The organism is Pseudomonas reidholzensis (assembly GCF_900536025.1).
GTDB lineage: Bacteria > Pseudomonadota > Gammaproteobacteria > Pseudomonadales > Pseudomonadaceae > Aquipseudomonas > Aquipseudomonas reidholzensis.
The window spans coordinates 25,849-48,174 of the sequence record NZ_UNOZ01000008.1 but is presented as its reverse complement, the minus strand read 5'-3'; the positions used below and the strand labels follow the sequence as shown (position 1 = coordinate 48,174).

The window sequence follows — 22,326 nt, the reverse complement described above, 5'->3', positions numbered from 1 at the left end:
CGCTCAGTCCTTCCAGTCGGTCGAGGGTTTTTCCCACAGGTTGATCCCGCCTTCGACCGCGTACTGGTCGATCTCGGCCAGCTCCTCGGCGCTGAACGCCAGGTTGTCCAGGGCGGCGACGTTCTCGATGATCTGCTCGGGGCGGCTGGCGCCGATCAGCGCCGAGGTCACCCGCGGGTCGCGCAGGGTCCAGGCCAGGGCCAACTGGGCCAGGCTCTGACCGCGACGCTGGGCGATCTCGTTCAAGGCGCGAGCGCGGGCGATGTTGGCTTCGGACAGGTGCTCGGCGCGCAACGAGCTGCCACCCGCGCGGTTGACCCGGGCATCGGCCGGTACACCCTGCAGGTACTTGTCGCTGAGCAGGCCCTGGGCCAGGGCGGTGAAGACGATGACGCCGGCGCCGAGGTCGTCGGTGGTGTCGAGCAGGTCCTGCTCGATCCAGCGATTGAACAGGTTGTAGGCCGGCTGGTGGATCAGCAGCGGGACCTTCAGGTCATCCAGCAAGGCGGCGATCTCGCGGGTCTTGCCCGCCGAATAGGACGAGATGCCGATGTACAGCGCCTTGCCCTGGCGGACGATATCGGCCAGGGCCACCGCGGTTTCTTCCAGCGGTGTGTCGGCGTCGAAGCGGTGCGAGTAGAAGATGTCGACGTAGTCCACGCCCAGGCGGGTCAGGCTCTGGTCGAGGCTGGAGATCAGGTACTTGCGCGAGCTGCCACCCTGGCCATAGGGCCCGGGCCACATGTCCCAGCCGGCCTTGCTGGAGATGATCAGCTCATCGCGGTAGGCGCGCAGGTCTTCGCGCAGCAGGCGGCCGAAGTTGGTTTCGGCGCTGCCATAGGGCGGGCCATAGTTGTTGGCCAGGTCGAAGTGGTTGATGCCGGCGTCGAACGCGGTGCGCAGCAACGCGCGCTGGGTGTCGATCGGCGTGGCGTCGCCAAAATTGTGCCACAGGCCCAGGGACAGGGCCGGCAGCACCAGGCCGCTGCGGCCGACGCGGCGGTACGGCATGCGCGCATAGCGCTCGGGGTGGGCGGTGTAGCTCATGGTTGACCTCGGTCGGCAAAGTAAGGGTTGGCGGGCGCTTGCAGGCCCAGGTGGTCGCGCAAGGTGCGACCCTGATACTGACGGCGGAACAGGCCACGGCGCTGCAGCTCCGGCACCACATGGCGGGCGACGTCCTCCAGGCCTTGCGGCAGGTGCGGCACCAGCACGTTGAAGCCATCGGCGGCGCGCCCCTCGAACCAGGCCTGCAGCTCATCGGCGATCTGCGTTGGCGTACCGATGAGGCTGTAGTGCCCTCGCCCACCGGCGATGCGCTGGCCGAGCTGGGCCAGGGTCAGCTGCTCGTTGCCGGCCAGTTCGGTGAGCAGTTGCTGGCGGCTGCGCTGGCCGTCTTCGGTGGGTGGCAGGTCAGGCAGCGGGCCGTCCAGCGGGTAGCCGGACAAGTCGAAGTTGCCAAGCATGCGCCCCAGCAACGCGACGCCCACGCGGGGGTTGACCAGCGTCTGGAACTGCTCGGCCTTGTCTTGTGCCTCGGCCTCGCTCTGGCCGACCACTACAAACACCCCGGGCATGATCTTCAGCGAGTCCGGCGCGCGACCGAAGCGCGCCAGGCGCCCTTTGAGGTCGGCGTAGAAGGCTTGGGCACGGGCCATCGACGGCTGTGCGGTAAACACCACTTCGGCGCTTTCGGCGGCCAGTTCACGGCCGGTTTCCGACGACCCGGCCTGTACCAGCACCGGCCGCCCTTGCGGTGATCGGGCGACGTTGAGCGGGCCCTTGACGCGAAAGTGCTCGCCGACGTGATCGAGCGCACGCACGCCATCGGCATGATGGAACTGGCCGCTGGCCTTGTCGCGGATGAAGGCGTCATCCGCCCAGCTGTCCCACAGGCCCTGCACCACCTGCTGGAACTCGCGGGCTCGGGCATAGCGTTCGGCGTGCGGGATGTGCGCCGCGCGGCCGAAGTTGCCGGCCTCGGCGGCGGCATCGGAGGTGACCAGGTTCCAGCCCGCACGGCCACCCGAGAGGTGATCGAGCGAAGCGAACTTGCGTGCTACGTGGTACGGCTCGTTGTAGCTGGTGGTGGCGGTGGCGATCAGGCCGATGCGCTCGGTGACGGTGCTCAGGGCCGAGAGCAGGGTCAACGGCTCGAAGTACACCGAGCGAGCGCTGTGGCTGGCCAAGGCGTCGCTGGGCGCGGCGACACTGTCGGCGACGAACAGGGCGTCGAAGCAGGCGGCCTCGGCGGCTTGCGCGACGCGCCGGTAAGTGGCGAAGTCCAGCGGGTCGGCGGGGACATCGGGGTGGCGCCAGGCGGCGACGTGGTGCCCGGTGGCCATCAGGAAGGCGCCTAGGCTGAGTTGGCGGGTTGCGCTGGTCATCGGGTTCCTCGCTTGGCAATCCATTGTTGGGGCCGCTGTGCGGCCCCGGCAGTTAGAAGTCCTTGCGCAACTGCACGCCGAAGTAGCGGCCATCGTCACGCGGTACCGAGCGGTAGATGTAGTCGCCGCCACTGGCGAGCATCTGCGCGTACGACTTGTCACCGAGGTTCTTGCCCAGCAAGGCCACGCGCCAGCCGTCGTTGTAGTCGGCCAGGGCGATGCTGGCGTTCCAGATGCCATACGCGCCCTGAAGGGTGTCGGGGTTCTGGTCGAGGCTGAACTGCACCGAATCCTGCCAGCTGTAATCGCTGGAGAGCTCGACATCCAGGCCGTTGTCCAACGGGATCACATAGTCAGCCCGCACATAGGTTTTCCAGTCCGGGGTGAACGGCAGGTGACCGCCGTCGATGTCGCAGCTGGCCGCCGCGCCCGCCGGGCAATTGAAGTGGTCGACCCGCGCCTTGGTGTACGCCGCGGCCGCCGACAACTTGAGCTGGCGGGTGGCCTGGAAGCTGGCGTCGAGCTCGACGCCCTGGGTCTTGACCTTGCCGGCATTGACCAGACGGGTGACCACCTGGTTGGCCACGGTGTCGAAGAAGTTGGCCTGGTAGTCGTCGTAGTCGGTATGGAACACCGCCAGGTTGGCCACCAGGCGGTTGTCCAGCGCGGTGCTCTTGAGGCCGATCTCGTAGGCGTCGGAGGTTTCCGGCTTGAGCGCGCCGGTGTCGCGCGGCTGCATGTTGAAGAACACGTTGTAGGCCGGGCCTTTGTAGCCCCGCGAGTAGGTAACGTAGCCGGTCAGGTTGTCGTTGAAGTCGTACTGCAGGCCGGTGCGCCCGCTCCAGCCGTCTTCGTCGACCGAGCCTTCACTGGAGGTCGACGGCTGGATGCCGGTGACCGAGGCGGCCGACGTGGAAGCCCGGCGGTGGTCGTACTCGAGGTCGTCGTGGGTCCAGCGCAGGCCGAAGATCGCGCGGAAATCATCGGTGAAGTTGAAGGTGTTTTCGCCAAACAGCGCGACGCTGTCGTTGGTGGTCGAGTAGTCGGCGCGGCCGCTGTTGGCCACCCCGCCGTTGACCGACAGGCGCTGGTAGGTTTCACGCGAGGTGCCGTGCATGTAGAACGCCCCGAGCACGTACTCGTTGAATTCGCCCTTGGGCGAGGTCAGGCGAAACTCCTGGCTGTACTGGTCGTAGTCGACCGTGCCCTTGTCGTGCGACGCGGTCAGCGGCAGCAGCGCGCGGCGGTCGCCATCCTGGTACTGGGTGTTGTCCCAGCCGCGCCAGGCGCTGATGGAGGTCAGGGTGTAGTCGCCCAGTTGCCAGTCGAGCTGGGCCGACAGGCCTTGGTTCTCGTCCTCGACGTGGGTCTTGAAGTCGCTGCTGATGTCGCGGTTGTGGGCACTTGGGCGCACCGCCCCCAACTGGCTGGCGAAAGCCGGGCTGGCCTGGGTGACGACGCCGCTGGGCAGGGTGTCCTCGCCCTTCATGTAGTCGGCGATCAGGGTCAGGCGCAGGTCCTGGTTGGGCTCGAACTCGAGCTTGCCACGCACGCCCTTGCGCTCGTAGCCGTTGACGTCATGGCCGTTGGCGAGGTTTTCGACGTTGCCATCGTAGTCGCCCCAGAGGGTGCTCAGCGAGCCCTTGAGCTGCTCGTTGAGGCGCCCGCCGAGGCCGAAGCGCAGGCGGTTTTCATCGCCGCCACCGAAGTGCGAGTAGTCGACGTAGCCGTGGGTCTGTTCCGGGATGGACTTGCTCACCACGTTGAGCACACCGGCCGAGGCGTTCTTGCCGAACAGCGTGCCTTGCGGGCCACGCAGGACCTCGATGCGCTCCAGGTCGAGCAGGTCCAGGGTCGACTGGCCAGGGCGGCCGAACACCACGCCATCGACCACGGTGGCCACGGTCGGCTCGACGCCGGGCGAGGTGGAAATGGTGCCCACGCCACGGATGAACAGCGAGGTGTCCTTGTTCGAGGCGCCGGCGCGGTAATTGAGGGTCGGTACCTGCTGGACGATGCTGGCGACGCTGTTGCGGTTGTCGCGCTCGAGCTGTTCGCCCTGCACCACCGAGACCGCCACCGGCACTTCCTGCAGGCTGGCCTCGCGGCGGGTGGCGGTGACGGTCACCGCGCTCAGGGCGGTAGGTTCGTCGGTCGAGCGCGGCGCTTCGGCGGCGTGGGCCGACTGACCGATGGCGGCCAGCAGCACGGCGGCGGCCAACGGCGAACGGCGCACGGAGGGGAACTTGGAGCCGCGCTGAGAAGCGGCAATACGGGTTGTCTGCATGATGCTCACTGCCCTGAAAGACCAGACCTGAAAGAATGCTGTCGATGTCTGGTCTCGCTCGTGCGAGTGGCAGTCGGTGGCCAACAGCAGCGCTGTGTTAGCGCTAACATGGCCAAGTATCAGAGCGTCCTGCTTAGCAGGTCAAATACTAAAAAATCAGATTGATATTCCATAAAGCTATTTGCATGTGGACCACACGTTAGCGCTAACATCGGCGCTTTCCCCAGGAGGCTGCCTTTGTGAGCCAGGCCAAGGACACCCCCCGCAAGCGCCGTGGCGCCGGCCGCGTCACCCTTGCCGACGTGGCGCGGGAGGCCGGTGTTTCGGCCATCAGCGTGTCGCGCTACTTCAATCAGCCCGAGCAAGTGTCGCCGCCATTGCGCGAGCGCATCGAGGCCGTGGTGCAGGCGCTCGGCTACGTGCCCAACCTGGTCGCGGGTGGCTTGGCGTCGGCGCGTGGGCGCATCGTCGGCATGGTCATCCCGAACATCTCCGGGCCGATCTTTGCGCAGACCATCCAGGCCTTCAGCGACACCCTCAGCCGGCATGGCTACCAGCTGCTGCTGGCTTCCAGCTACTTCAGCGAAACCCAGGAAGAAAGCGCCGTGCGGGCGTTTCTCGGCTGGTCGCCGGCAGCGCTGGTGGTGACCAGCCACTTCCACAGCGAAGCGACCGAAAAGATGCTCGCCGAGGCCGATGTGCCGGTGGTCGAAATCTGGGACTACCGCCCCGAGCGAACGCCGCTGCAGGTCGGCTTCCTGCATTTCGACGTGGGCGTGCAAGCGTGTCGCTACCTGCTGGACAAGGGCTTCAGGCGCATCGCCTTCGTGCAGAACAGCGCGGCGGGCGACTTCAGCGCCCTCGAGCGGCGGGATGGCTACGCCCACACGCTGCGCGAGGCCGGCCTCGAGCCCTGGGTGTTCGTGCCCTCCGCCGACCGCGCGCCGTTCGAGGCCGGCAAGCAGGCGATGGAGGCGCTGATCCGCCGCGACCCGCGGCCCGACGCGATCATCTTCGCCAACGACAACCTGGCCGCCGGTGCCCTGCTCGCCGGCCAGCGTGCCGGCCTGCAACTGCCGCAGGACATGGCCGTGGTGGGGTTTGGCGACTATGCCTTTGCCGACATGCTGCTGCCGAGTCTTACCACCTTGCGCCCGCCTTCGCGGGAGATCGGCGAGGTTGCGGCCTTGCGCGTCTTGCAGCACCTGGGCGTGGTCGAGCATGCCGGCGACGTGCCGCGGCTGAACCTGTTGCATTGCGAGCTGGTGGCCAGGGAAAGCGCCTGATCCCGGGCTGCGCGCTCAGGCCTTGTTGCGCAACAACTGCGCCAGGCTCTCGGCCAACTCCGCCCGCCGAAACGGCTTGCGCAACACCTCGAAGCCATACAGCTCGCGCGGCGACAGGTTGGCGTAACCGGTGATGATCAACACCGGCAATGCCCCATGGCGCTGACGCAACCCGCGGGCGAACTGCGAGCCGGTCTCGTCGGCCATGATCTGGTCGGTCACCAGCACGTCCATGCGCAGCCCCTCGTCGAGCAGCACACGCGCCTGGGCGGGGCTCGCCGCCTCGGTCACGTGATAGCCCAGATCACGCAGTTGCATGGCCGTGGCATGGCGCACGATGTCTTCATCATCCACCAGCAATACCCGCACGCCCTCGGCCAGCGGCACCTCCTCGGCCGCAGCGCCAGCGGCGCTGATCGGTGCCTCGGCGAGCGGCAGCCACAACGTGGCCTGGGTGCCCTCACCGGGCTGCGAACGGATCGCAAAACCACCGCCCGACTGCGCGGCCAGCCCCTGCACCATCGGCAGGCCAAGGCCGGTGCCCTTGCCCACGCCCTTGGTCGAATAGAACGGCTCGATGCAGCGCCCCAACACGTCCTCGGTCATGCCGCTGCCGCTGTCACCGACCTGCAGCCACAGCTGCTGCCCGGCGACCCCCTCGGGCTTGCCCGGGCCGCTGTCGACGTCGCCGGCAGCGATCACCAGCCGACCGCCATTGGCCATTGCATCGCGCGCATTGACCACCAGGTTGAGCAGCGCCAGTTCCAGCTGGTGAGGGTCGACCAGCACCGGCGGCAGGCCGCTGTCGATCCGCACCTGGACCTCGATGGTCGGGCCCAGTGAACGCGCGATCAGCTCGCGCATGTCGCCCACCAGCGCAGCCAGCGACACCGCCTGCGGCTTGAGGGTCTGGCGCCGGGCAAAGCTGAGCAGGCGGCCCACCAGGTTGCGCGCACGGTCCGCCGCCTGCAGCGCGCCGTCGATCAGCCGGGTCGAGCGCTCGGCGTCGTCCGGGCGCCTGCGGATCAGCTCCAGCGAGGCGATGATCGGCGTCAGCATGTTGTTGAAGTCGTGGGCGATGCCGCCGGTGAGCTGGCCGATCATTTCCATCTTGCGCCCTTCGTGCAACTGCAGCAGCGCCGCCTCGCGGTCAGCGAGCATTGCCCCGACGCGCTCTTCGAGGCTTTCGTTGAGCGCCATCAGCTCGGCGAAGGTTGCCTCCAGGTGGGCCGAACTGGCACGCAGCGCTCGCTCGGCGCGGGCATGGGTAATGGCCTTCCAGGCTTGCTTGGCGGTGGCCTCGACCAGCAGGCACTCGTCCTCGACGAACACATGCGGGGCCTGAAACTGCACGGCGAGCAGCGCCTCCAGGCCGTCGCTGCGCAGCACCGGCACGTACAGGCTGGCGCACAGCTGCGCCGAGGTTCCCGCGGGGTAGTCGGCGTGCACGCTGCGGCCACTGGCCAACGCCGTCGGCAGGTCTGCAGCGAACGCCTGGTAGTTCAGCTCGCCGGTCACCGAGGTGGCGCCATCAACCCAGTCGCGGGCCACGCGCACATGCTGGCCGTCGCCCAGGTCTTCGCCGAAAAACACCCGCGACGCCCCCAGTTCCTCGCCCAGGCGGCGCACTGCAAACGCTTCGATGTCCTCGGCGTTATCCATGCCCGGCAACGCCTGGCCGAGCTCCAGGAGAAACGCCTGGCGGCGCTGGAACTGCACCCGCTCGGTGGTTTCGGTGACGATGCACAGCACCCCACCGACACTGCCATCGATCTCGCGCACGGCGGAATACGACACGTCGAAGTAGGCGATCTCGCCCAACCCCCGGCGTTCGATGTAGAACGGGCGATCCTGCGCGGCGAACGTCTCGCCGGTCTCACGCACGCCGCGCAACAGCGGTTCGAGGTCGTGCCACAGCTCGCTCCAGTTCTCCTGGCCGGGCCGGCCGAGGGCCCGCGGGTGCTTGGCGCCGATGGTCGGCGCATAGGCATCGTTGTACAGCGACACGTAGTCGGCGCCCCAGAACAGTACGATCTGCGCCTTGGCCGGGAGAATGGTCGCCATCAGGGTCTTCAGGCTCGCAGACCAATCCTGCGGCGCCCCCAACGGCGACGCTGCCCAGTCAAGCGACTGCAGCAACGTGCTGACGGTGCCGCCACCGAGCAGGAAGCTCGGCATCGCGGCAGCGGGGTTGTCTGTATCGTTGTCCTGCACGGGTTTCATCTCACGCCGATCATCAATCGCCTCAGGCACTTCGCCATCCATCTGCTGGATATGAAATCTGAGAACGGCAGACGTTCCGTCTGAGCGGTTGATTCGTCACAGACCGACGCGCCCGCTAGGTGCGACGCTTGAACATCCGCTCGTCATGGGCAAAGTCGAACACCTCGCGCAGGTGGACCTGACTAATCGCCGGGTGGCGGGGATTGACCACCACGTTGTGCTCAAGCTGGAGCACCACCGAGGGCACGATCAACCCCAGGTGGGTCCCTGCCTCCAGCCAGCGTGTGCCATAGCCCATGCTCGGGCTGTCGGCCGGTAGCGCATCCCAGCCGGGCGGCAGGTCGCCAGCGCTCGGTTCGAGATAGAGCGCAGGATCATCCGGCAACTCGAAGCAGCTGATCGTCAGGGCAAAAGTCGGCCGACCCGCCGCATGCACGAAGGTCTCGAGGCTGCAGATGGCCGGCGACAGGCCCATGTACAGCGCGGGGACTTCTATCTGGTTCCAGCGGCCACCGACGATGGCCGCGCCTTTGCCGCTCAGGTCATCCGCCCGCGACGCCTTGGCGACACGCCACGCCAGCATCAGACAACCCCGCCCCATTCCAGCGCGGTGAGTACCCGGCGGACCTGCTTGGCGCCGATCTCGGTCTCGCAGAGCATCACCGGGGCCTGGCCGCCGAGGCTGTCATTGGCGTGCGACATCCAGGCGACGGCCGCCTCGATACTCTCGAACACATCGACCGCCTGGGCGGTGAGTTCGACGATCCGGTCGACCCGTTCGGAAGCCACCACGTCCAGCGGTTGCTTGTCGCGCACGCGGCGCTCGAGCGTTGAGATGGAGGCATTGAACAGTTCGGCCAGGTGCTTTTCCGGCAGGCTGAACAGCCGCTTCACTTCCTGATAGAAGTTGGCCGGCAGGCCCTGTCGGATCTGCACCAGACGCTGCGCCTCTGTCAGCTGTTCATGCGACGCGGAATATCGCCAGAACAGGCCAGGCGCCTCGCGCGTTTCGAGCGTGCTGGCGTCGCCCTCCGACGTGGCGTAGGGACTATCAGCGCCTCTGCCTTCGATGGCTCGACGACGAGCCCGGGGCTTCTCAGTCTGTTCGCTCATACACCACCTCATATGACGATAATTTTACATCAAATGAAGGCTACTCTATCTCGGTGGCGCCTGCACCCACTCAATTGTATCCGCATGACTGGACGTCGACCGTGGGGCACTCGATAGGCGCGCGCACCATCATGGATCGCCCCTGCTTCGGCCCCGCCGCTGCCACGCCCGCTACCTTGCGGCTTGCCGGGGGTTGGCCTGCTCCTTGCTACCACTCGTCCCTTAACCTTTTGTCAGCCTTAGGTTTTTTAAGGTTCATGAGCACATATTTACTAATTTCTCGTTCCCCACGCACCCCGCATCATCCCTCCAACAAGAACACGTCGCCCCTTGCCGGCACGTACCCGGGCACCTCCCGGTGCCCCTCCTTGCCTTGGAGTCAGTCATGACCAGTGCAGCCAATTCGGCACCTCTGATAGAAAAACACACGATCGGCTATGTGCCCCCGCAGGACCGCCATGGAAAGGTAAGGGATCTGTTCACACTGTGGTTCGGCGGCAATATCGCACCGCTGCCCATCGTCACCGGCGCCTTGGGCGTGCAGCTGTTTCACCTGAACCTGGTGTGGGGCATCGTCGCCATCCTGGTCGGGCATCTGGTCGGTGGGGTGCTGATGGCACTGCACTCGGCCCAGGGCCCGCAGATGGGCATCCCGCAGATGATCCAGAGCCGCGCCCAGTTCGGCTCGCTCGGCGCGCTGTTGGTAGTGGTGATCGCCGGGGTGATGTACATCGGCTTCTTTGCCTCCAACATCGTCCTCGCGGGCAAGTCGCTGCACGGCGTGGCCGAGTCGATCCCGGTACCGGTGGGCATCGTCGTCGGTGCGCTGGGCTCGGGCATCATCGGCATCATCGGCTACCGCTTCATCCACGTGCTCAACCGCATCGGCACCTGGGTGCTGGGGATCGGCATCGTGGTCGGCTTCGGCTACATCTTCACCCACGTGCAGAGTGACGACTTCCTGACCCGGGGCGGCTTCAACCTCGCCGGCTGGCTGGCTACCGTGTCGCTCGCCGCGCTCTGGCAGATCGCCTTTGCGCCCTATGTGTCGGATTATTCGCGCTACCTCCCAGCGGATGTGAAAGTCTCCTCGACCTTCTGGACCACGTACCTCGGCTCTGCGCTGGGTTCGAGCCTGTCGTTCGTGTTCGGCGCAGTGGCGGTGCTGGCGATCCCGGCCGGCATGGACACCATGGACGCGGTCAAGCTCGCCACCGGCGCGATCGGTCCTCTGATGCTGGTGCTGTTCCTGCTCAGCGTGATCAGCCACAACGCCCTCAACCTGTATGGCGCGGTGCTGTCGATCATCACCCTGATCCAGACCTTCGCCTACCGCTGGATCCCGACCGCGAAGAGCCGTGCGGTGCTGTCGTTGATCGTGTTGGCGGGCTGCTGCGTGGTGGCGGTGTTCGCCTCGGCGGACTTCATCGGCCACTTCGTCGACATGGTTCTGGTGCTGTTGGTGGTGCTGGTGCCGTGGACGGCGATCAACCTGATCGACTTCTACGTGATCCACAAGGGTGACTACGACATCGCGTCGATCTTCAAGGTCGATGGGGGTATCTACGGTCGTTACAACCCGCAGGCGCTGCTGGCCTATGCGGTGGGGATTATCGTGCAGATCCCGTTCATGAACACCCCGCTGTATGTCGGGCCGGTGTCCGAGCACATCAACGGGGCTGACCTGTCGTGGCTGGTCGGGCTGCTGATCACCTCGCCGCTGTACTGGTGGCTGGCGAGCCGCGACAGTGCCTACCGTCGTCGCCAGACCAGTGCCAAGCTGGCAGCGGCGGCCTGATAGATAGTCGTCGCCTGGGAGAGGTTTTGGGGCTGCTTTGTAGCCCCGAGATTTCCGGTTCAGCATGGGTTTTCGGGGATTTGGTGCTGGTGCTGGTGCGTTTCGATTATCGAGCATATCCGGTTGATGTGGTGATGCTGATGGCCCCTTCCGCCCTTACGGCGGGTCACTTAATGAGATGGTCACCCCGGCACTCTGCGCAGGCTAGGCTTGCGCAGGGTGTTTTTATCTCCGGAGATCATCACCATGAGCGAAGTGGCATTAGTCGGCATCGACATCGGCAAGCACACCTTCCACCTGCATGCTCAGGATAGGTCCGGCCGGGAAGTGCTACGCAAGAAGTGCTCACGACAGCAATTAATGCGCTTTTTCTCCAACCATCCGGTATGCACCGTGGTGATGGAAGCCTGCGCTGGAGCGCATTACCTGGCGCGTGAACTGAAAGCTGCGGGGCACGATGCCAAGCTGATTTCCCCTCAGTTCGTGCGACCTTTCGTCAAAAGTAACAAGAACGATTTTGTCGACGCTCAAGCGATCTGCGAAGCCGCTTCTCGGCCAACGATGCGTTTCGTCGCGGCCAAGACTGTGGAGCAGCAGACGCTTTCAGTCTCACACCGGATTCGTGAATCGCTGATCCGCGACCGCACCAAGACGGTGAACCAGATGCATGGATTCTTGCTCGAGTTCGGCATCAGCCTGCCGACCGGGCTGGCAGTCGTCAAACGGCTAGCCTCGATCCTTGAGGAACACGACCTGCCTGTGCGCCTCATCGCTTTGCTGCAGCGCCAGCACGACCATTTCGTCTATCTGGAAGAGCAAATCAAGGTGTTGGACAAGGAGCTGGAAAGCCAGCTGGCTGACGATGATCTCGGAAGCCGTTTGTTGAGCATCCCGTGTGTTGGCCCGATCACCGCCAGCCTGCTGGCCGTACAGATGGGCGACGGTCAGCAATACAGCTGTAGTCGGGATTTTGCGGCATCCGTCGGTTTGGTACCCAAACAGTTCAGTACCGGCGGCAAGCCCAACCTGCTAGGAATCAGCAAGCGCGGCGACAAGAATCTACGGCGCTTGTTGGTGCAATGCGCCCGGGTGTACATGCTGCGCCTGGAGCACCAAAAAGGTCCCTTGGCCGAATGGGTGAGGTCGCTGTCAATGCGGCGACACTCCAATGTGGTGGCCTGTGCGTTGGCCAACAAACTCGCACGTATCGCGTGGGCAATCACCACTCGGCACACGCAATATGAAGCGGAGCCAGACGTCACCAACGCCTGACCCCGCAGTACAGCACCGTTTTGCAAGTGTTTTACCACCAGGTTTTGCGATAGCTGACAACAGATGAAATAAACGGCCGATCGGCCTGACGGTGATCCTGGAAGAAAATTTGGCTCACAGAAGCCGCTCACTTTTTTAGGATCGTCAGGTGCGAATACTCATCGTGGCGCGGGATTAGAGCCCAATAGACGCCGGATAGATTTAAGCAAGCCACCCATTTCATCCGTTAATCAGTATTGCAAAAAATGGGGTGACCATAGATTTTTTCTTGGAAAAAAGTAACCAAAAACCGCCGGCTCCCACATCCGGCCCTCCGCTGCGCTGCGGGTTCCCTCACTCCGGTCTTGCTCCCGCGTGGACCGGGCTGTACGGGCCTTCCTGGCCCGCAGCCCTTGCCGGCCTTCCTGGCCGTCACCCCGCTCCGCAAGACCTCCGTTCGGCCTCCTGAGGTCGCCAAGTTAGGGGTGGTGCCTGGGCTGGCGTTATCTTCGATAGTGGCATCGGTGGTGGATAGCTTGGCCTCTTCGCGGGTAAACCCGCTCCCACAGGGACCGCGGTGGCCTTACGGTCAGCAGAGAACCTGTGGGGGGGCGGGTTTACCCGCGAAGAGGCCGGCACTGCCAATGCACATTCTGGCGCTGACGCGCTGTACAGCCCTTATAAACAAGCGAGAGCGCAGCGATTCGCCAGCCGTTGCCCTGGCACTTGATCTGGCCTTTGATCTGGCTCGTGATCTTGATCTACAGCGACTTCAGGAGGCCGAACGGAGGTCTTGCGGAGTGAGGTGACGGCCATGGATGGCCGGCAAGCGCCGCGGGCCAGGAAGGCCCGTCCGGCGCGGTCCTCACGGGAGCAAGACCGGAGTGAGGGAACCCGTAGCGCAGCGAAGGGCCGGATGCAGGAGCCAAGACCTTTTGGTTACTTTTGGGGCGTTTGCCAAAAGTGACCCGCCGTAAGGGCGGAAGGGGCCAGTAGCCCCACCACAGCAAACGGATAAGCCCCCAACCGGCCCCACAGCATCGCGGCCCCACCCCAAAAATCAGTGACTAACCCGGCTGGTCCCATCAACAGTCATGATCCGCACCCGCTCACCCACCCGGAAGATCTCGTTCTGCTGCACCGCCTGGACATAGGCACGCGTACTGCCGTCATCTTCACGCACAGTGATCTCGACACCCTGGGTACGCGTAAGGCCCTCTTCAGCCGCCGACCCCGCCAGCCCCCCCGCCACAGCACCAATCACCGCCGCCACGATACTCCCGCGACCACCGCCCACCGCACTGCCGGCCACACCGCCCACGATCGCACCCGCACCCCCACCGATCGGCGTCTTGGTGCCCTCGATCTTCACCGGCCGCAGCGACTCGATGGTCCCCATGCGCACAGTCTGCACACGGCGGGCCTCATCACGGGAATAACTGTCACCGGTCAGGCTCGACGCACAACCGCCCAGTAGCAGCGACACGGTGGTAAAGCACGCCACCAGCAAAACGGATTTACGCATGGGTCAGATCTCCATAAGTCAGGTGTCCATTAGACGCCGCAGGTTGACGGCTGTCACGACACATAGATCATAAAGTTGCTTTCATTCAGCGCAGGTACAGCCGCTGTGCAGGCGCCTGATCATCAGACAAGGGATAGCCATGGATTACTTCATTGTATTTCTGACGACCGTCGCCGGCCTGTACTTCCATGGCTGGCTGTACCTGCGCATCCGCCGCTGGATGGACCGCGACCTGGCACTGTCGCTGGCCGGTGAGGATGGCGCCAAGCGCGCCTACATGCTGCAGCGCCTGGAACAGGCGCGGGCGAAGGGGGTCAAGCGAAAGCAGCTGACGGCCTGGCTGCAACGCCAGGCCGCCGAGTACCACGGTTAAGGTGCCAGGCGCTCACGCAGCCACTGACCCTCGACCAGGCGGTAGTTCAAACGGTCATGCAAACGGCTCGCCCTGCCCTGCCAGAACTCGATGCGCTCAGGCAGCAGGCGGTAGCCGCCCCAGTGCTCCGGGCAGTGCGGCTGGGTGTCGGAAAAACGTGCCTCGGTGGCCTTGACCAACCCTTCGAGCTCCTCACGGCCGGCAATCACCCGGCTCTGTGGGGATGCCCACGCACCCAGGCGACTGCCCAACGGGCGCACCTGGTAGTAGTCGTCCGACTCCTTGGCCGTGACCTTCTCGACCCGCCCCTCGATGCGCACCTGACGCTCCAGTGCCGGCCAGAAAAAGGTCATCGCGGCGAACGGATTGGCCTGCAGCTGCTGGCCCTTGGCGCTGTCGTAGTTGCTGAAGAAGGTGAAGCCCTGCGCGTCGAGGCCCTTGAGCAACAGCACCCGGCAGTGCGGGCGGCCGTCAGCATCGACGGTGGCGACGGTCATGGCGTTGGCCTCGACCGGTGCCTGTTCGGTCTTCACCGCATCGGCAAACCACTGGTGAAACAGGGCGAACGGCTCGCCCGGGGCCTGGGCCTCGGCCAGGCCATCACGGGTGTAGTCGCGGCGCATATCGGCCAGGGATTGAGTCATGACTGCGCTTCCTTGACGATCAGTTGGTCTTCGCAGGGCTGGTCGCGGCGACTTTCTTCTCGGTCGCGGCTTTTTTCGCGGCAGGCTTGGCAGCCGCTTTCTTTGCAGCGGGTTTGGCCGCTACGGCTTTCTTCGCGGGTGCCTTGGCGACAGCCTTCTTCGCTGCCGGCTTGGCCGCAGCCTTGGCGGCAGGCTTGCTGGCAACGGCCTGTGCGGCCGGGGCCTTGGCGTCCTGGGCGGCGACCAGTGCAGTCGGCGCCGGGGCTGCCTGTTGGTACTTGGCCAGCAGGGCGATCATGGTGTTCTGCGGGGTCAGCAGCATTTCCACACGGCGGTTCAAGGCACGGCCTTCGAGGCTGTCATTGGCCGCACGCGGCATGACCGAACCCATGCCCTTGAGGGTCAGGCGATCACGCTTCAGGCCGCTGAGGCGGAAGATCGCCGAAACCGAGGCGGCGCGCTCCAGGCTGAGCTTCTGGTTGGCGGCGGCGACGCCGCTGCTGTCGGCGTGGCCCAACACCAGCACGGCCGTCTTGCTGTCGACTTCCACGGCTTTGGCGACACGGGTGATCGGGCCGAGGGTGGCCGGCAGGAGCATGTTCGGGCGGTCCGGGTTGTACGAGCCGTCGACCGGGATGGTCACTGCCAACACGTCCTCGCGGCGCTCCACTTCGAACTTGCTGCCCTTGACCGCTTCACGCAGTTTCGGCTCGTACTCGTCGAGCCAGGCCTGGGTGGCCTTCTGGTCGATTTTTGGCACCACAGGGCCTTTGGCCTGCTGTTCGTCGCCACCGAACGGCCACCACCAGCGGCTGCCGCTGTCGGATTTGGCGTCGGCCTTGACTACCTTCTCGGTCACCGCCTCTTTCACCTGCTGATCGGCCACCTTGTCGGCGCCAAATGGCCACCAGCTGCTGCCGCTGTCCTTGCTGGCGTCCTGCGAGTGGCTGGCGCAGCCGGTCATGGCCAGGCACAGGGCGAGTGCTAAGGTTTTTTGTGAAGACATCAGCGATACACCATGAATTAGAAAGAAATTTTGCCCACGCACACGAGGCGTTGGCATTCAGGATAGTCAAAGGGTCGGGGCAATACCCGCGTTACCCGATCAAAGGCAGCTGCCCAGCACCCGCACCAGCTGTTGCGCGCGCGGGTCCATCAGCACATAAGGGCCCAGGGTATTAGTGACGAAACCAAAGGCGACATCGTGCTCCGGATCGGCAAAGCCGACCGAGCCACCGGCGCCTGGATGGCCGAACGCCCGGGCGCCGAGGCCAAAGGTGGCGTTGGCCACCGTCGGCTGGTCGAGCATGCAGCCCAGGCCGAAACGGGTCTGGGTGAGCAAGGTACGGTCCTCGCCGAGGCTGTGCTCGCGGGTCAGTTCGTCGAGCAGTTCCGACTCGAGCAGGCTGCCGTCGAGCAGGCCGGCATAAAAGCCGGCCAGGCTGCGCGCGTTGCCATGGCCATTGGCCGCGGGCTGCTGCATGCGCCGCCATTGCGGTTTGTTGGTACTGGTGAGGATCGCCGGTGGGTTGGTGAACGCGCGGGTCGAGAGTGCCTCGGGTTCGCGCATCGTCACCTGCAGCAAGCGCTGGGCAGCGGCGTCACCGGGGTTGCCCTTGCCACGGGCGATGTGCGCCACGCGGTGGAACTCGTCATCGGCCAGGCCCACGTGAAAGTCCAGGCCCAGCGGCCTGGCCGTACGCGCCACGATCGAATCGCCGGGCCCGCGGCCGTCGGCGCGACGGATCAGCTCACCGATCAACCAGCCGTAGGTGATCGCGGCGTAGCCGTGTTCGCTGCCCGGCGTCCACCACGGTGTTTCAGCGGCCAAGGCAGCGGTCATGGTCTGCCAGTCGTACAGCGCCTCTGCCGGCAGCAGCTCACGCAGCGCTGGCAGGCCGGCGCGATGGCTGAGCAACTGGCGCAGGGTGACGGTGTCTTTGCCGGCCTGGGCAAACTCCGGCCAGTAGCGCGCCACCGGGGCATCCAGCGCCAGCTTGCCCTCGCCCACCAACTGCAGGGCGGTGACAGCGGTAAAGGTCTTGGTGCAGGAGAACAGGTTGGCAATGGTGTCGCTGTGCCAGGCCTCGCGGCCATCCTTGTCGGCAGTGCCGGCCCAGAGGTCGATCACGGTCTCACCGCCAACCTGGATGCACAGCGCCGCGCCACGCTCCTGGGGATCTTCGAACAACGCGGCGAATGCCTCGCGCACCGCCTCGAACTTCAGCTCATAGTGACCCTGGATCTGCACCTACTGCTCTCCGTACGACTGGATTTCACAAAGTCGTGCATTGTTTCAGTAGTTGGCCGGTTTGCAAACCGAATAAGGCTGGATGGTCGCTGATAAAACCCGACGGACGGCAGCGGTGGCGCAGCGCAACGGCTGCGCACGCGCTGCCGGCACTCACGGGGCCGGCTTGCTGAGCCCCTTGCGCAGCTCGTCCATGACCTGCTGGTTACTGCGCCGCACGGCCTCGACGAAGCCGGGGTACGGCACATCGGTGATCGCCACCAGCCCCAGATGGCCATTTTCGCCGTCGAGCAGACGCCCGCTGGCGGGTTGATCGAGGTACTGGAACCAATGCGCGCCGACGATCATCGGCTGCGCCAGCGCGGCCTTGAGGAAGTTGGCGTAGGCCGGGCCGCGGTCTTCTTCGCGCGGCAGCTCCAGCGGCCCCGGCCAGAACGGACCACGGTCACGCGAGCCGAACTGGAACTCGGACACCAGCAACGGCTTGTCCAGCTCGGCCAGGCGGGCGAAGTCGTAGCCGTCGTCAGGCTTGAGGGTATAGAAGTTGAAGCTCAGCACATCGCAGTACTCGGCGCAGGCCTTGACCGCTTCCGGGGTGCTCAGCGCATAGCGCCCACCCAGCAGCAGGTGATTGGGCGCATGCCACTGCAGCGCATCGGCGATGGTCTTGAAGTAAGTGTCGGCGAACACCTGCTGGAAGTGCTGGTAGTCGCGCTCGATCTCGGGGTGCTCGGGGTCGGGCAACGGTGCCTCGAAGCCTGGGTCTTCCATCAGTTCCCAAGCCTGCAGCTCTATGCCCCACGCCTTGGACAGGCCTTGCTGGTTGCGGTACTTGTCGCGCAGCTGCTTGAGGAAGGCACGCTTGGCGGGGACATCGGTGGTCAGGCGCAGGGTGCCGAAGGCCAAGCCATAACGTGCCTTGGGGTCATTGCCGGGCGCCGCCCAGGCCAACTCGTTGTCGGCAAAATAGCCGATCAACCAGGGATCATCGCGGTGGTCGCGGGTGGCGATGGCCACGGCCCGTTCGGTGGCCATGGCGAAGCGCGGGTCGAACGGGTCAGGCATGCGCCCCCACCAGTCCATGCCGGTGCTGATGCTCGCGTAGTCGCCGACGATCGACAGCGGCAGCGTGTAGGGCACGCGCTTGGCCAGGCCCAGGGCCGGGTCGCTCCAGTTGCCGAGGGTGTTGAAGCCCCACGCCTGCAGCCGGTCCAGGGTGTGTGCCTGCCAGCGCGCGGCATCCAGCGCCAGCGGCGGACAGGCTACTGCCGGCTGGCCCTCAATGGGCGCCGGGCAGGGCTGACCGTAGCCGCGCTGCAGGTTGGCGGCATAGAAGTCGAACCAGCGGCCTTGCTTGAAGTTGCGGCCTTGCGACGAGGCATTGCCGTCGTCGTTGTTGCCTTCGCCATAGAACGCCGCCAGCGGCTCGCCCTCGCCGGGCAAGGCGCTGAACATGCCTTCGCGTCCGGCCACATAGGTGCGCCCGCCATCGGCGGCCACCGCGTTGACGCCCAGCGAGTAGAACGGGTGCCCCTCAGGCGTTACCAGGTACCAGCGGCCGTCGCGCTTTTCAGTGCGGAAAAACCCCTGTGCCTCGAACGCCGGGCCTGCCAGCAGGCCACCGTAGCTGTCCAGTTGCTGCTTGCCGCGCTCCGTCAGCCAGCCCTTGAGCTGTGCTTGCTCGCGGGTGTCGGCGGCCTTGAGCTGGTCGTCGCTGACGATCTTCTCAGGCCAGCGACCGCGCGTGGACTGGCCGTAGGCGTCGATCAGCCCGGCGTAGGCGGCCTTGAACGCAAGGTCGTCGTCCTGCAGGGCAACCCGCTCGATCAGCAGGCTCTGCGCCACATTGGGTTTGGGGATGCTGAGGGTGACCGAGGTCACCTGCTTGAGGTCGACCTCACCGACGCTGCTGGTCAGCAGCAGGCGTTGCCCCTCGTAGGTCCAGGGCATCGGCGGCCCGGCGCGCATGCCCTGGTCCAGCGGCGAACGGGCCGTGAGCGGCACCATCACGGTCTGCGCCGGCCCGGCGGGCAGGTCGATGCGGCTGGTCAGGGTGCGACCATCGCTGCTCTGTACCGTGACATCCACGCTCAGCGCCCAGTCCATCCCGCTCTGCAGGCGCAGGGCCAGGGCCTTGCCGGCAGACCAGTCCCAGACGCCGCTCTGCGGGCTCAAGCCCAGCGTCGGCCGCTCCACCGGGTTGAACACCACGCGCCGCAGCACCTCGCCTTCGGCCGTCTGCTCCGCGTTGTACTGGGGCATGCTGGCATCGGCGGTGATCACATTGACCACCGATGCCGGCCGCACAAAGCTGAACAGCGTCTGCTGCCCGGCCAGCAAGGGCGAGCTGAACAGCAGGGTGAGTACGGCGGGCAAGGTGCGACGGAACATAGGGCTGGGGCTCTCCTTCAGGGCCCTCATGGGCCCCTGACTGAGTAATGGACAACGGGCCGGCGAAACTGCTCCGGGCGTCAGGAAATCTCCCGCCGAAACGGCGGCAGCGCATTGAGAATAGCCTTGCCGTAGCGCTGGGTGACCAAGCGGCGGTCAAGCAAGGTAATGACGCCGCGGTCCTGCTCGGTGCGCAGCAGGCGGCCGCAGGCCTGGATCAGCTTGAGCGAGGCGTCGGGCACGGAAATCTCCATGAACGGGTTGCCGCCACGGGCCTCGATCCACTCGGCCAAGGCCGCCTCGACCGGGTCGTCCGGCACCGAGAAGGGGATCTTGGCGATCACCACGTGCTCGCAGTAGGCGCCCGGCAAGTCGACACCCTCGGCGAAGCTGGCCAGGCCGAACAGCACGCTGTGCTGGCCATCGTCGACCCGCGCCTTGTGCTTGTTGAGGGTCTCCTGCTTGGACAGGTTGCCCTGGATCAGCACCAGCTTGCGCCAGTCGCGGTCGATGCCATCGAAGACGTCCTGCATCTGTTTGCGCGAGGAGAACAGCACCAGCGCGCCGCGGGCGTCCTCGAGCATCCCCGGCAGTTCACGAATGATTGCCGCGGTGTGCCCCGCGGCGTCGCGCGGGTCGGCGCCGAGGTCGGGCACCCGCAGCAGCCCGGCGTCGCCATGCACGAACGGGCTCGGCACCACGCAGGTGACGGCGTCGCGCGGCAGGCCGGAGCGCATGCGGAAGCGGTCGAACTTGCCCAGCGCAGTGAGGGTGGCCGAGGTCACCAAGGCGCCGTGGGCGACACTCCAGAGGCTGCGACGGAGCATCTCTGCAGCGAGAATCGGGCTGGCATTGACCTCGATGTCGAACAGCGCACCGGTCTCGGCCAGGGTCAGCCAGCGCGCCATCGGCGGGCTTTCCTCCGGGTCTTCGGCGGTAAAGGCCGTCCACAGGTCCCAGTTGCCTTGGGCACGGGTCACCAGGCTGCCGAACAGCGGGTACCACTCTTCGGCCTGGTGGCTGGCGATACCGATGTTCTTCTCGCCGTCCATGCCTTCCTTGAGCAGGTCGGCCAGGCGGGTGAACAGGTCATTGAGGCGCGAGAAGCCTTTTTTCAGCTCGATGCCGACTTCGCGGATCTGCTCCGGCACCACGCCGCCTTCGAAGCGGTAGCGCGGGCGGTCACGGCCTTCGGTGTCTTCGCCCGGGCGGAAGTCTGCGACCTGCTCACACAAGGTGAACATGAACTGCTGCTGGGTGCGGATCTCCCGCGCCAGCTCCGGTACCTGCTCGATGTACTTGCCAAGGTCACCCGGCAGCGGGTGCTGGGCGAGCAACTTGGTCAGGTTCTTGGCGGTCTGCTCGAGCCAGTCGGCGGTGGAGCGCAGCCGCGAATAGTGGGCAAAGTGGCCGATGGCCTTGTCCGGCAGGTGGTGGCCTTCGTCGAACACGTACACGGTGTCGCGCGGGTCGGGCAGCACGGCGCCGCCGCCGAGGGCCAGGTCGGCGAGGACCATGTCATGGTTGGTGACGATCACGTCGACCTTGCCCATGCCTTCGCGCGCCTTGTAGAACACGCACTGCTGGAAGTTCGGGCAGTGGCGACCGGTGCACTGGCTGTGGTCGGTGGTCAGGCGCGCCCAGTCCTGGTCTTCGAGGGCCTCGGACCAGCTGTCGCGGTCGCCGTCCCAACGATTGCCGGCGAGCTTCTCGATCATGCTGTTGAACAGCTTCTGGCTGCGCTCATCGACTTCGATCTTGAAGCCTTCTTCTTCGAACAGCTGGGCAGTGGCCGACTGCGCGTGGCCCTCCTGAAGCAGCACATCGAGCTTGGAGAGGCACAGGTAGCGGCCACGGCCCTTGGCCAGGGCGAAGCTGAAGTTGAGCCCGCTGTTGCGCATTAGGTCGGGCAGGTCCTTGAAGACGATCTGCTCCTGCAGGGCGACGGTCGCGGTGGCGATCACCAGGCGCTTGCCGGCGGCCTTGGCGGCAGGGATCGCGGCCAGGGCGTAGGCGACCGTCTTGCCGGTACCGGTACCGGCTTCCACCGCGACCACGGCGGGGTCACCCGCGCGGCGGCCTTCGTCGTCGCAGGCGATGTCGCCGAGGACTTTCGCCACCTCGGCGATCATCAGGCGCTGGCCATAGCGTGGCTTGAGGCTCTTGGCTTCGAGAAAACGCGAGTAGGCGCCCTGAATGGTGGCTTTGAGTTCGTTGCTGATCATGGTCTGCAGGCGCCCGAAGGGCTGGATATATTTTCAGTGTTTTGCATGCGCGGCTATCATACCCCGCTATCGCCCTTTGTGCCGCATGGAGATCCGGATGCTCGCCTTCGCCCTACCCTACACATTGCATGTTCTGGCCGCCCTGGTCTGGGTCGGGGGGATGTTCTTCGCCTGGCTGATACTGCGCCCGGCAACGGTTGCGGCCCTTGAAGGGCCCGCTCGGCTGCGCTTGTGGGTGGAAGTATTCCGACGCTTCTTTGCCTGGGTCTGGGCGGCGGTGGCGATATTGGCGATCAGTGGTATCGGCATGTTGCATATGCGCTTCAGCGGCTTCGAGACCGCCCCGCACTATGTGCAACTGATGATCGGCGGCGGGATCGTGATGTTTGCGCTGTTCATGCGCGTGCAGTCGTTGATGCTGCCGGAGCTGCGCGCGGCGGTGCAGGCCGAGGACTGGGCCGCCGGCGCCGCGGTGCTGGCGCGGATTCGGCGCACGGTCGGGGCTAATCTGTTGCACGGGCTGGCCGTGGTGGCCGTGGCCAGCTCGCGCGTTCTGCTCTGACCCGTGACCG

Annotated in this window: 17 protein-coding genes; 5 read left to right on the top strand and 12 right to left on the bottom strand. The window is 65.5% G+C overall.

What is annotated here, in order from left to right:
- Nucleotides 1-3 precede the first annotated feature (3 nt).
- From mgrA to CCOS865_RS07155, 3 genes are read right to left on the bottom strand one after another with little or no spacing between them, the layout of a single operon-like run.
- Nucleotides 4-1,047 carry an L-glyceraldehyde 3-phosphate reductase gene (gene mgrA / locus CCOS865_RS07165; RefSeq protein WP_119139291.1) on the bottom strand — a complete coding sequence of 348 codons (1,044 nt, stop codon included), beginning with the start codon at nt 1,045-1,047 and terminating at the stop codon, nt 4-6.
- Nucleotides 1,044-2,387, bottom strand: a complete 1,344-nt coding sequence (locus CCOS865_RS07160) for an LLM class flavin-dependent oxidoreductase (RefSeq protein WP_119139289.1) — start codon at nt 2,385-2,387, stop codon at nt 1,044-1,046. Before CCOS865_RS07160 ends, mgrA begins: the two co-directional genes overlap by 4 nt.
- Before the next feature lie 52 nt (nt 2,388-2,439).
- Entirely contained in the window at nt 2,440-4,674 is a 2,235-nt protein-coding gene (locus tag CCOS865_RS07155) for a TonB-dependent receptor (protein WP_119139287.1), read from the bottom strand.
- 239 nt (nt 4,675-4,913) lie between these two features.
- On the opposite strand from CCOS865_RS07155, the gene CCOS865_RS07150 reads away from it, so the two are divergent.
- A complete protein-coding gene (locus CCOS865_RS07150; RefSeq protein WP_119139285.1) occupies nt 4,914-5,960 on the top strand; it encodes a LacI family DNA-binding transcriptional regulator in 1,047 nt (348 codons plus the stop codon).
- A 15-nt stretch (nt 5,961-5,975) separates the two neighbouring features.
- Here the strand turns inward: CCOS865_RS07150 and CCOS865_RS07145 are convergent, their stop codons facing one another.
- The 3 genes from CCOS865_RS07145 to parS all read right to left on the bottom strand — a co-directional run bounded on the left by CCOS865_RS07145 (nt 5,976) and on the right by parS (nt 9,296).
- On the bottom strand, nt 5,976-8,183 hold the full coding sequence (locus CCOS865_RS07145; RefSeq protein ID WP_119139388.1) for an ATP-binding protein: 2,208 nt from the start codon (nt 8,181-8,183) through the stop codon (nt 5,976-5,978).
- A 115-nt stretch (nt 8,184-8,298) separates the two neighbouring features.
- The gene (locus CCOS865_RS07140; RefSeq protein ID WP_119139283.1) at nt 8,299-8,766 is read right to left on the bottom strand and encodes an RES family NAD+ phosphorylase; all 468 of its coding nucleotides are present in this window, start codon (nt 8,764-8,766) and stop codon (nt 8,299-8,301) included.
- Entirely contained in the window at nt 8,766-9,296 is a 531-nt protein-coding gene (gene parS / locus CCOS865_RS07135) for a type II RES/Xre toxin-antitoxin system antitoxin (protein WP_119139281.1), read from the bottom strand. Before parS ends, CCOS865_RS07140 begins: the two co-directional genes overlap by 1 nt.
- 385 nt (nt 9,297-9,681) lie before the next feature.
- On the opposite strand from parS, the gene CCOS865_RS07130 reads away from it, so the two are divergent.
- Both CCOS865_RS07130 and CCOS865_RS07125 read left to right on the top strand, forming a co-directional pair.
- The gene (locus CCOS865_RS07130; protein ID WP_119139279.1) at nt 9,682-11,094 is read left to right on the top strand and encodes a purine-cytosine permease family protein; all 1,413 of its coding nucleotides are present in this window, start codon (nt 9,682-9,684) and stop codon (nt 11,092-11,094) included.
- A gap of 246 nt (nt 11,095-11,340) precedes the next feature.
- The gene (locus CCOS865_RS07125; protein WP_119139278.1) at nt 11,341-12,366 is read left to right on the top strand and encodes an IS110 family RNA-guided transposase; all 1,026 of its coding nucleotides are present in this window, start codon (nt 11,341-11,343) and stop codon (nt 12,364-12,366) included.
- A gap of 1,039 nt (nt 12,367-13,405) precedes the next feature.
- Here CCOS865_RS07125 and CCOS865_RS07115 read toward each other — a convergent pair.
- Entirely contained in the window at nt 13,406-13,870 is a 465-nt protein-coding gene (locus CCOS865_RS07115) for an outer membrane lipoprotein (protein WP_119139275.1), read from the bottom strand.
- A 139-nt stretch (nt 13,871-14,009) separates the two neighbouring features.
- On the opposite strand from CCOS865_RS07115, the gene CCOS865_RS07110 reads away from it, so the two are divergent.
- Nucleotides 14,010-14,243 carry a hypothetical protein gene (locus CCOS865_RS07110; protein ID WP_119139273.1) on the top strand — a complete coding sequence of 78 codons (234 nt, stop codon included), beginning with the start codon at nt 14,010-14,012 and terminating at the stop codon, nt 14,241-14,243.
- Here CCOS865_RS07110 and pdxH read toward each other — a convergent pair.
- The 5 genes from pdxH to dinG all read right to left on the bottom strand — a co-directional run bounded on the left by pdxH (nt 14,240) and on the right by dinG (nt 21,754).
- Nucleotides 14,240-14,887 (bottom strand): pyridoxamine 5'-phosphate oxidase, encoded by a 648-nt coding sequence (gene pdxH / locus CCOS865_RS07105; protein WP_119139272.1) that lies wholly within the window; start codon nt 14,885-14,887, stop codon nt 14,240-14,242. The two genes, CCOS865_RS07110 and pdxH, sit on opposite strands and share 4 nt — an antisense overlap.
- Before the next feature lie 19 nt (nt 14,888-14,906).
- Nucleotides 14,907-15,893: an OmpA family protein gene (locus CCOS865_RS07100; protein WP_119139270.1), complete on the bottom strand. Its 987-nt coding sequence runs from the start codon at nt 15,891-15,893 to the stop codon at nt 14,907-14,909.
- Between the two features lie 99 nt (nt 15,894-15,992).
- Entirely contained in the window at nt 15,993-17,138 is a 1,146-nt protein-coding gene (locus tag CCOS865_RS07095; protein ID WP_119139268.1) for a serine hydrolase domain-containing protein, read from the bottom strand.
- Between the two features lie 153 nt (nt 17,139-17,291).
- Nucleotides 17,292-19,529: a beta-galactosidase gene (locus CCOS865_RS07090; RefSeq protein WP_119139266.1), complete on the bottom strand. Its 2,238-nt coding sequence runs from the start codon at nt 19,527-19,529 to the stop codon at nt 17,292-17,294.
- Between the two features lie 80 nt (nt 19,530-19,609).
- Entirely contained in the window at nt 19,610-21,754 is a 2,145-nt protein-coding gene (gene dinG / locus CCOS865_RS07085) for an ATP-dependent DNA helicase DinG (RefSeq protein WP_119139264.1), read from the bottom strand.
- A 97-nt stretch (nt 21,755-21,851) separates the two neighbouring features.
- Between dinG and CCOS865_RS07080 the strand changes: the two genes are divergently transcribed.
- On the top strand, nt 21,852-22,316 hold the full coding sequence (locus tag CCOS865_RS07080) for a CopD family protein (protein WP_119139262.1): 465 nt from the start codon (nt 21,852-21,854) through the stop codon (nt 22,314-22,316).
- Nucleotides 22,317-22,326 lie beyond the last annotated feature (10 nt).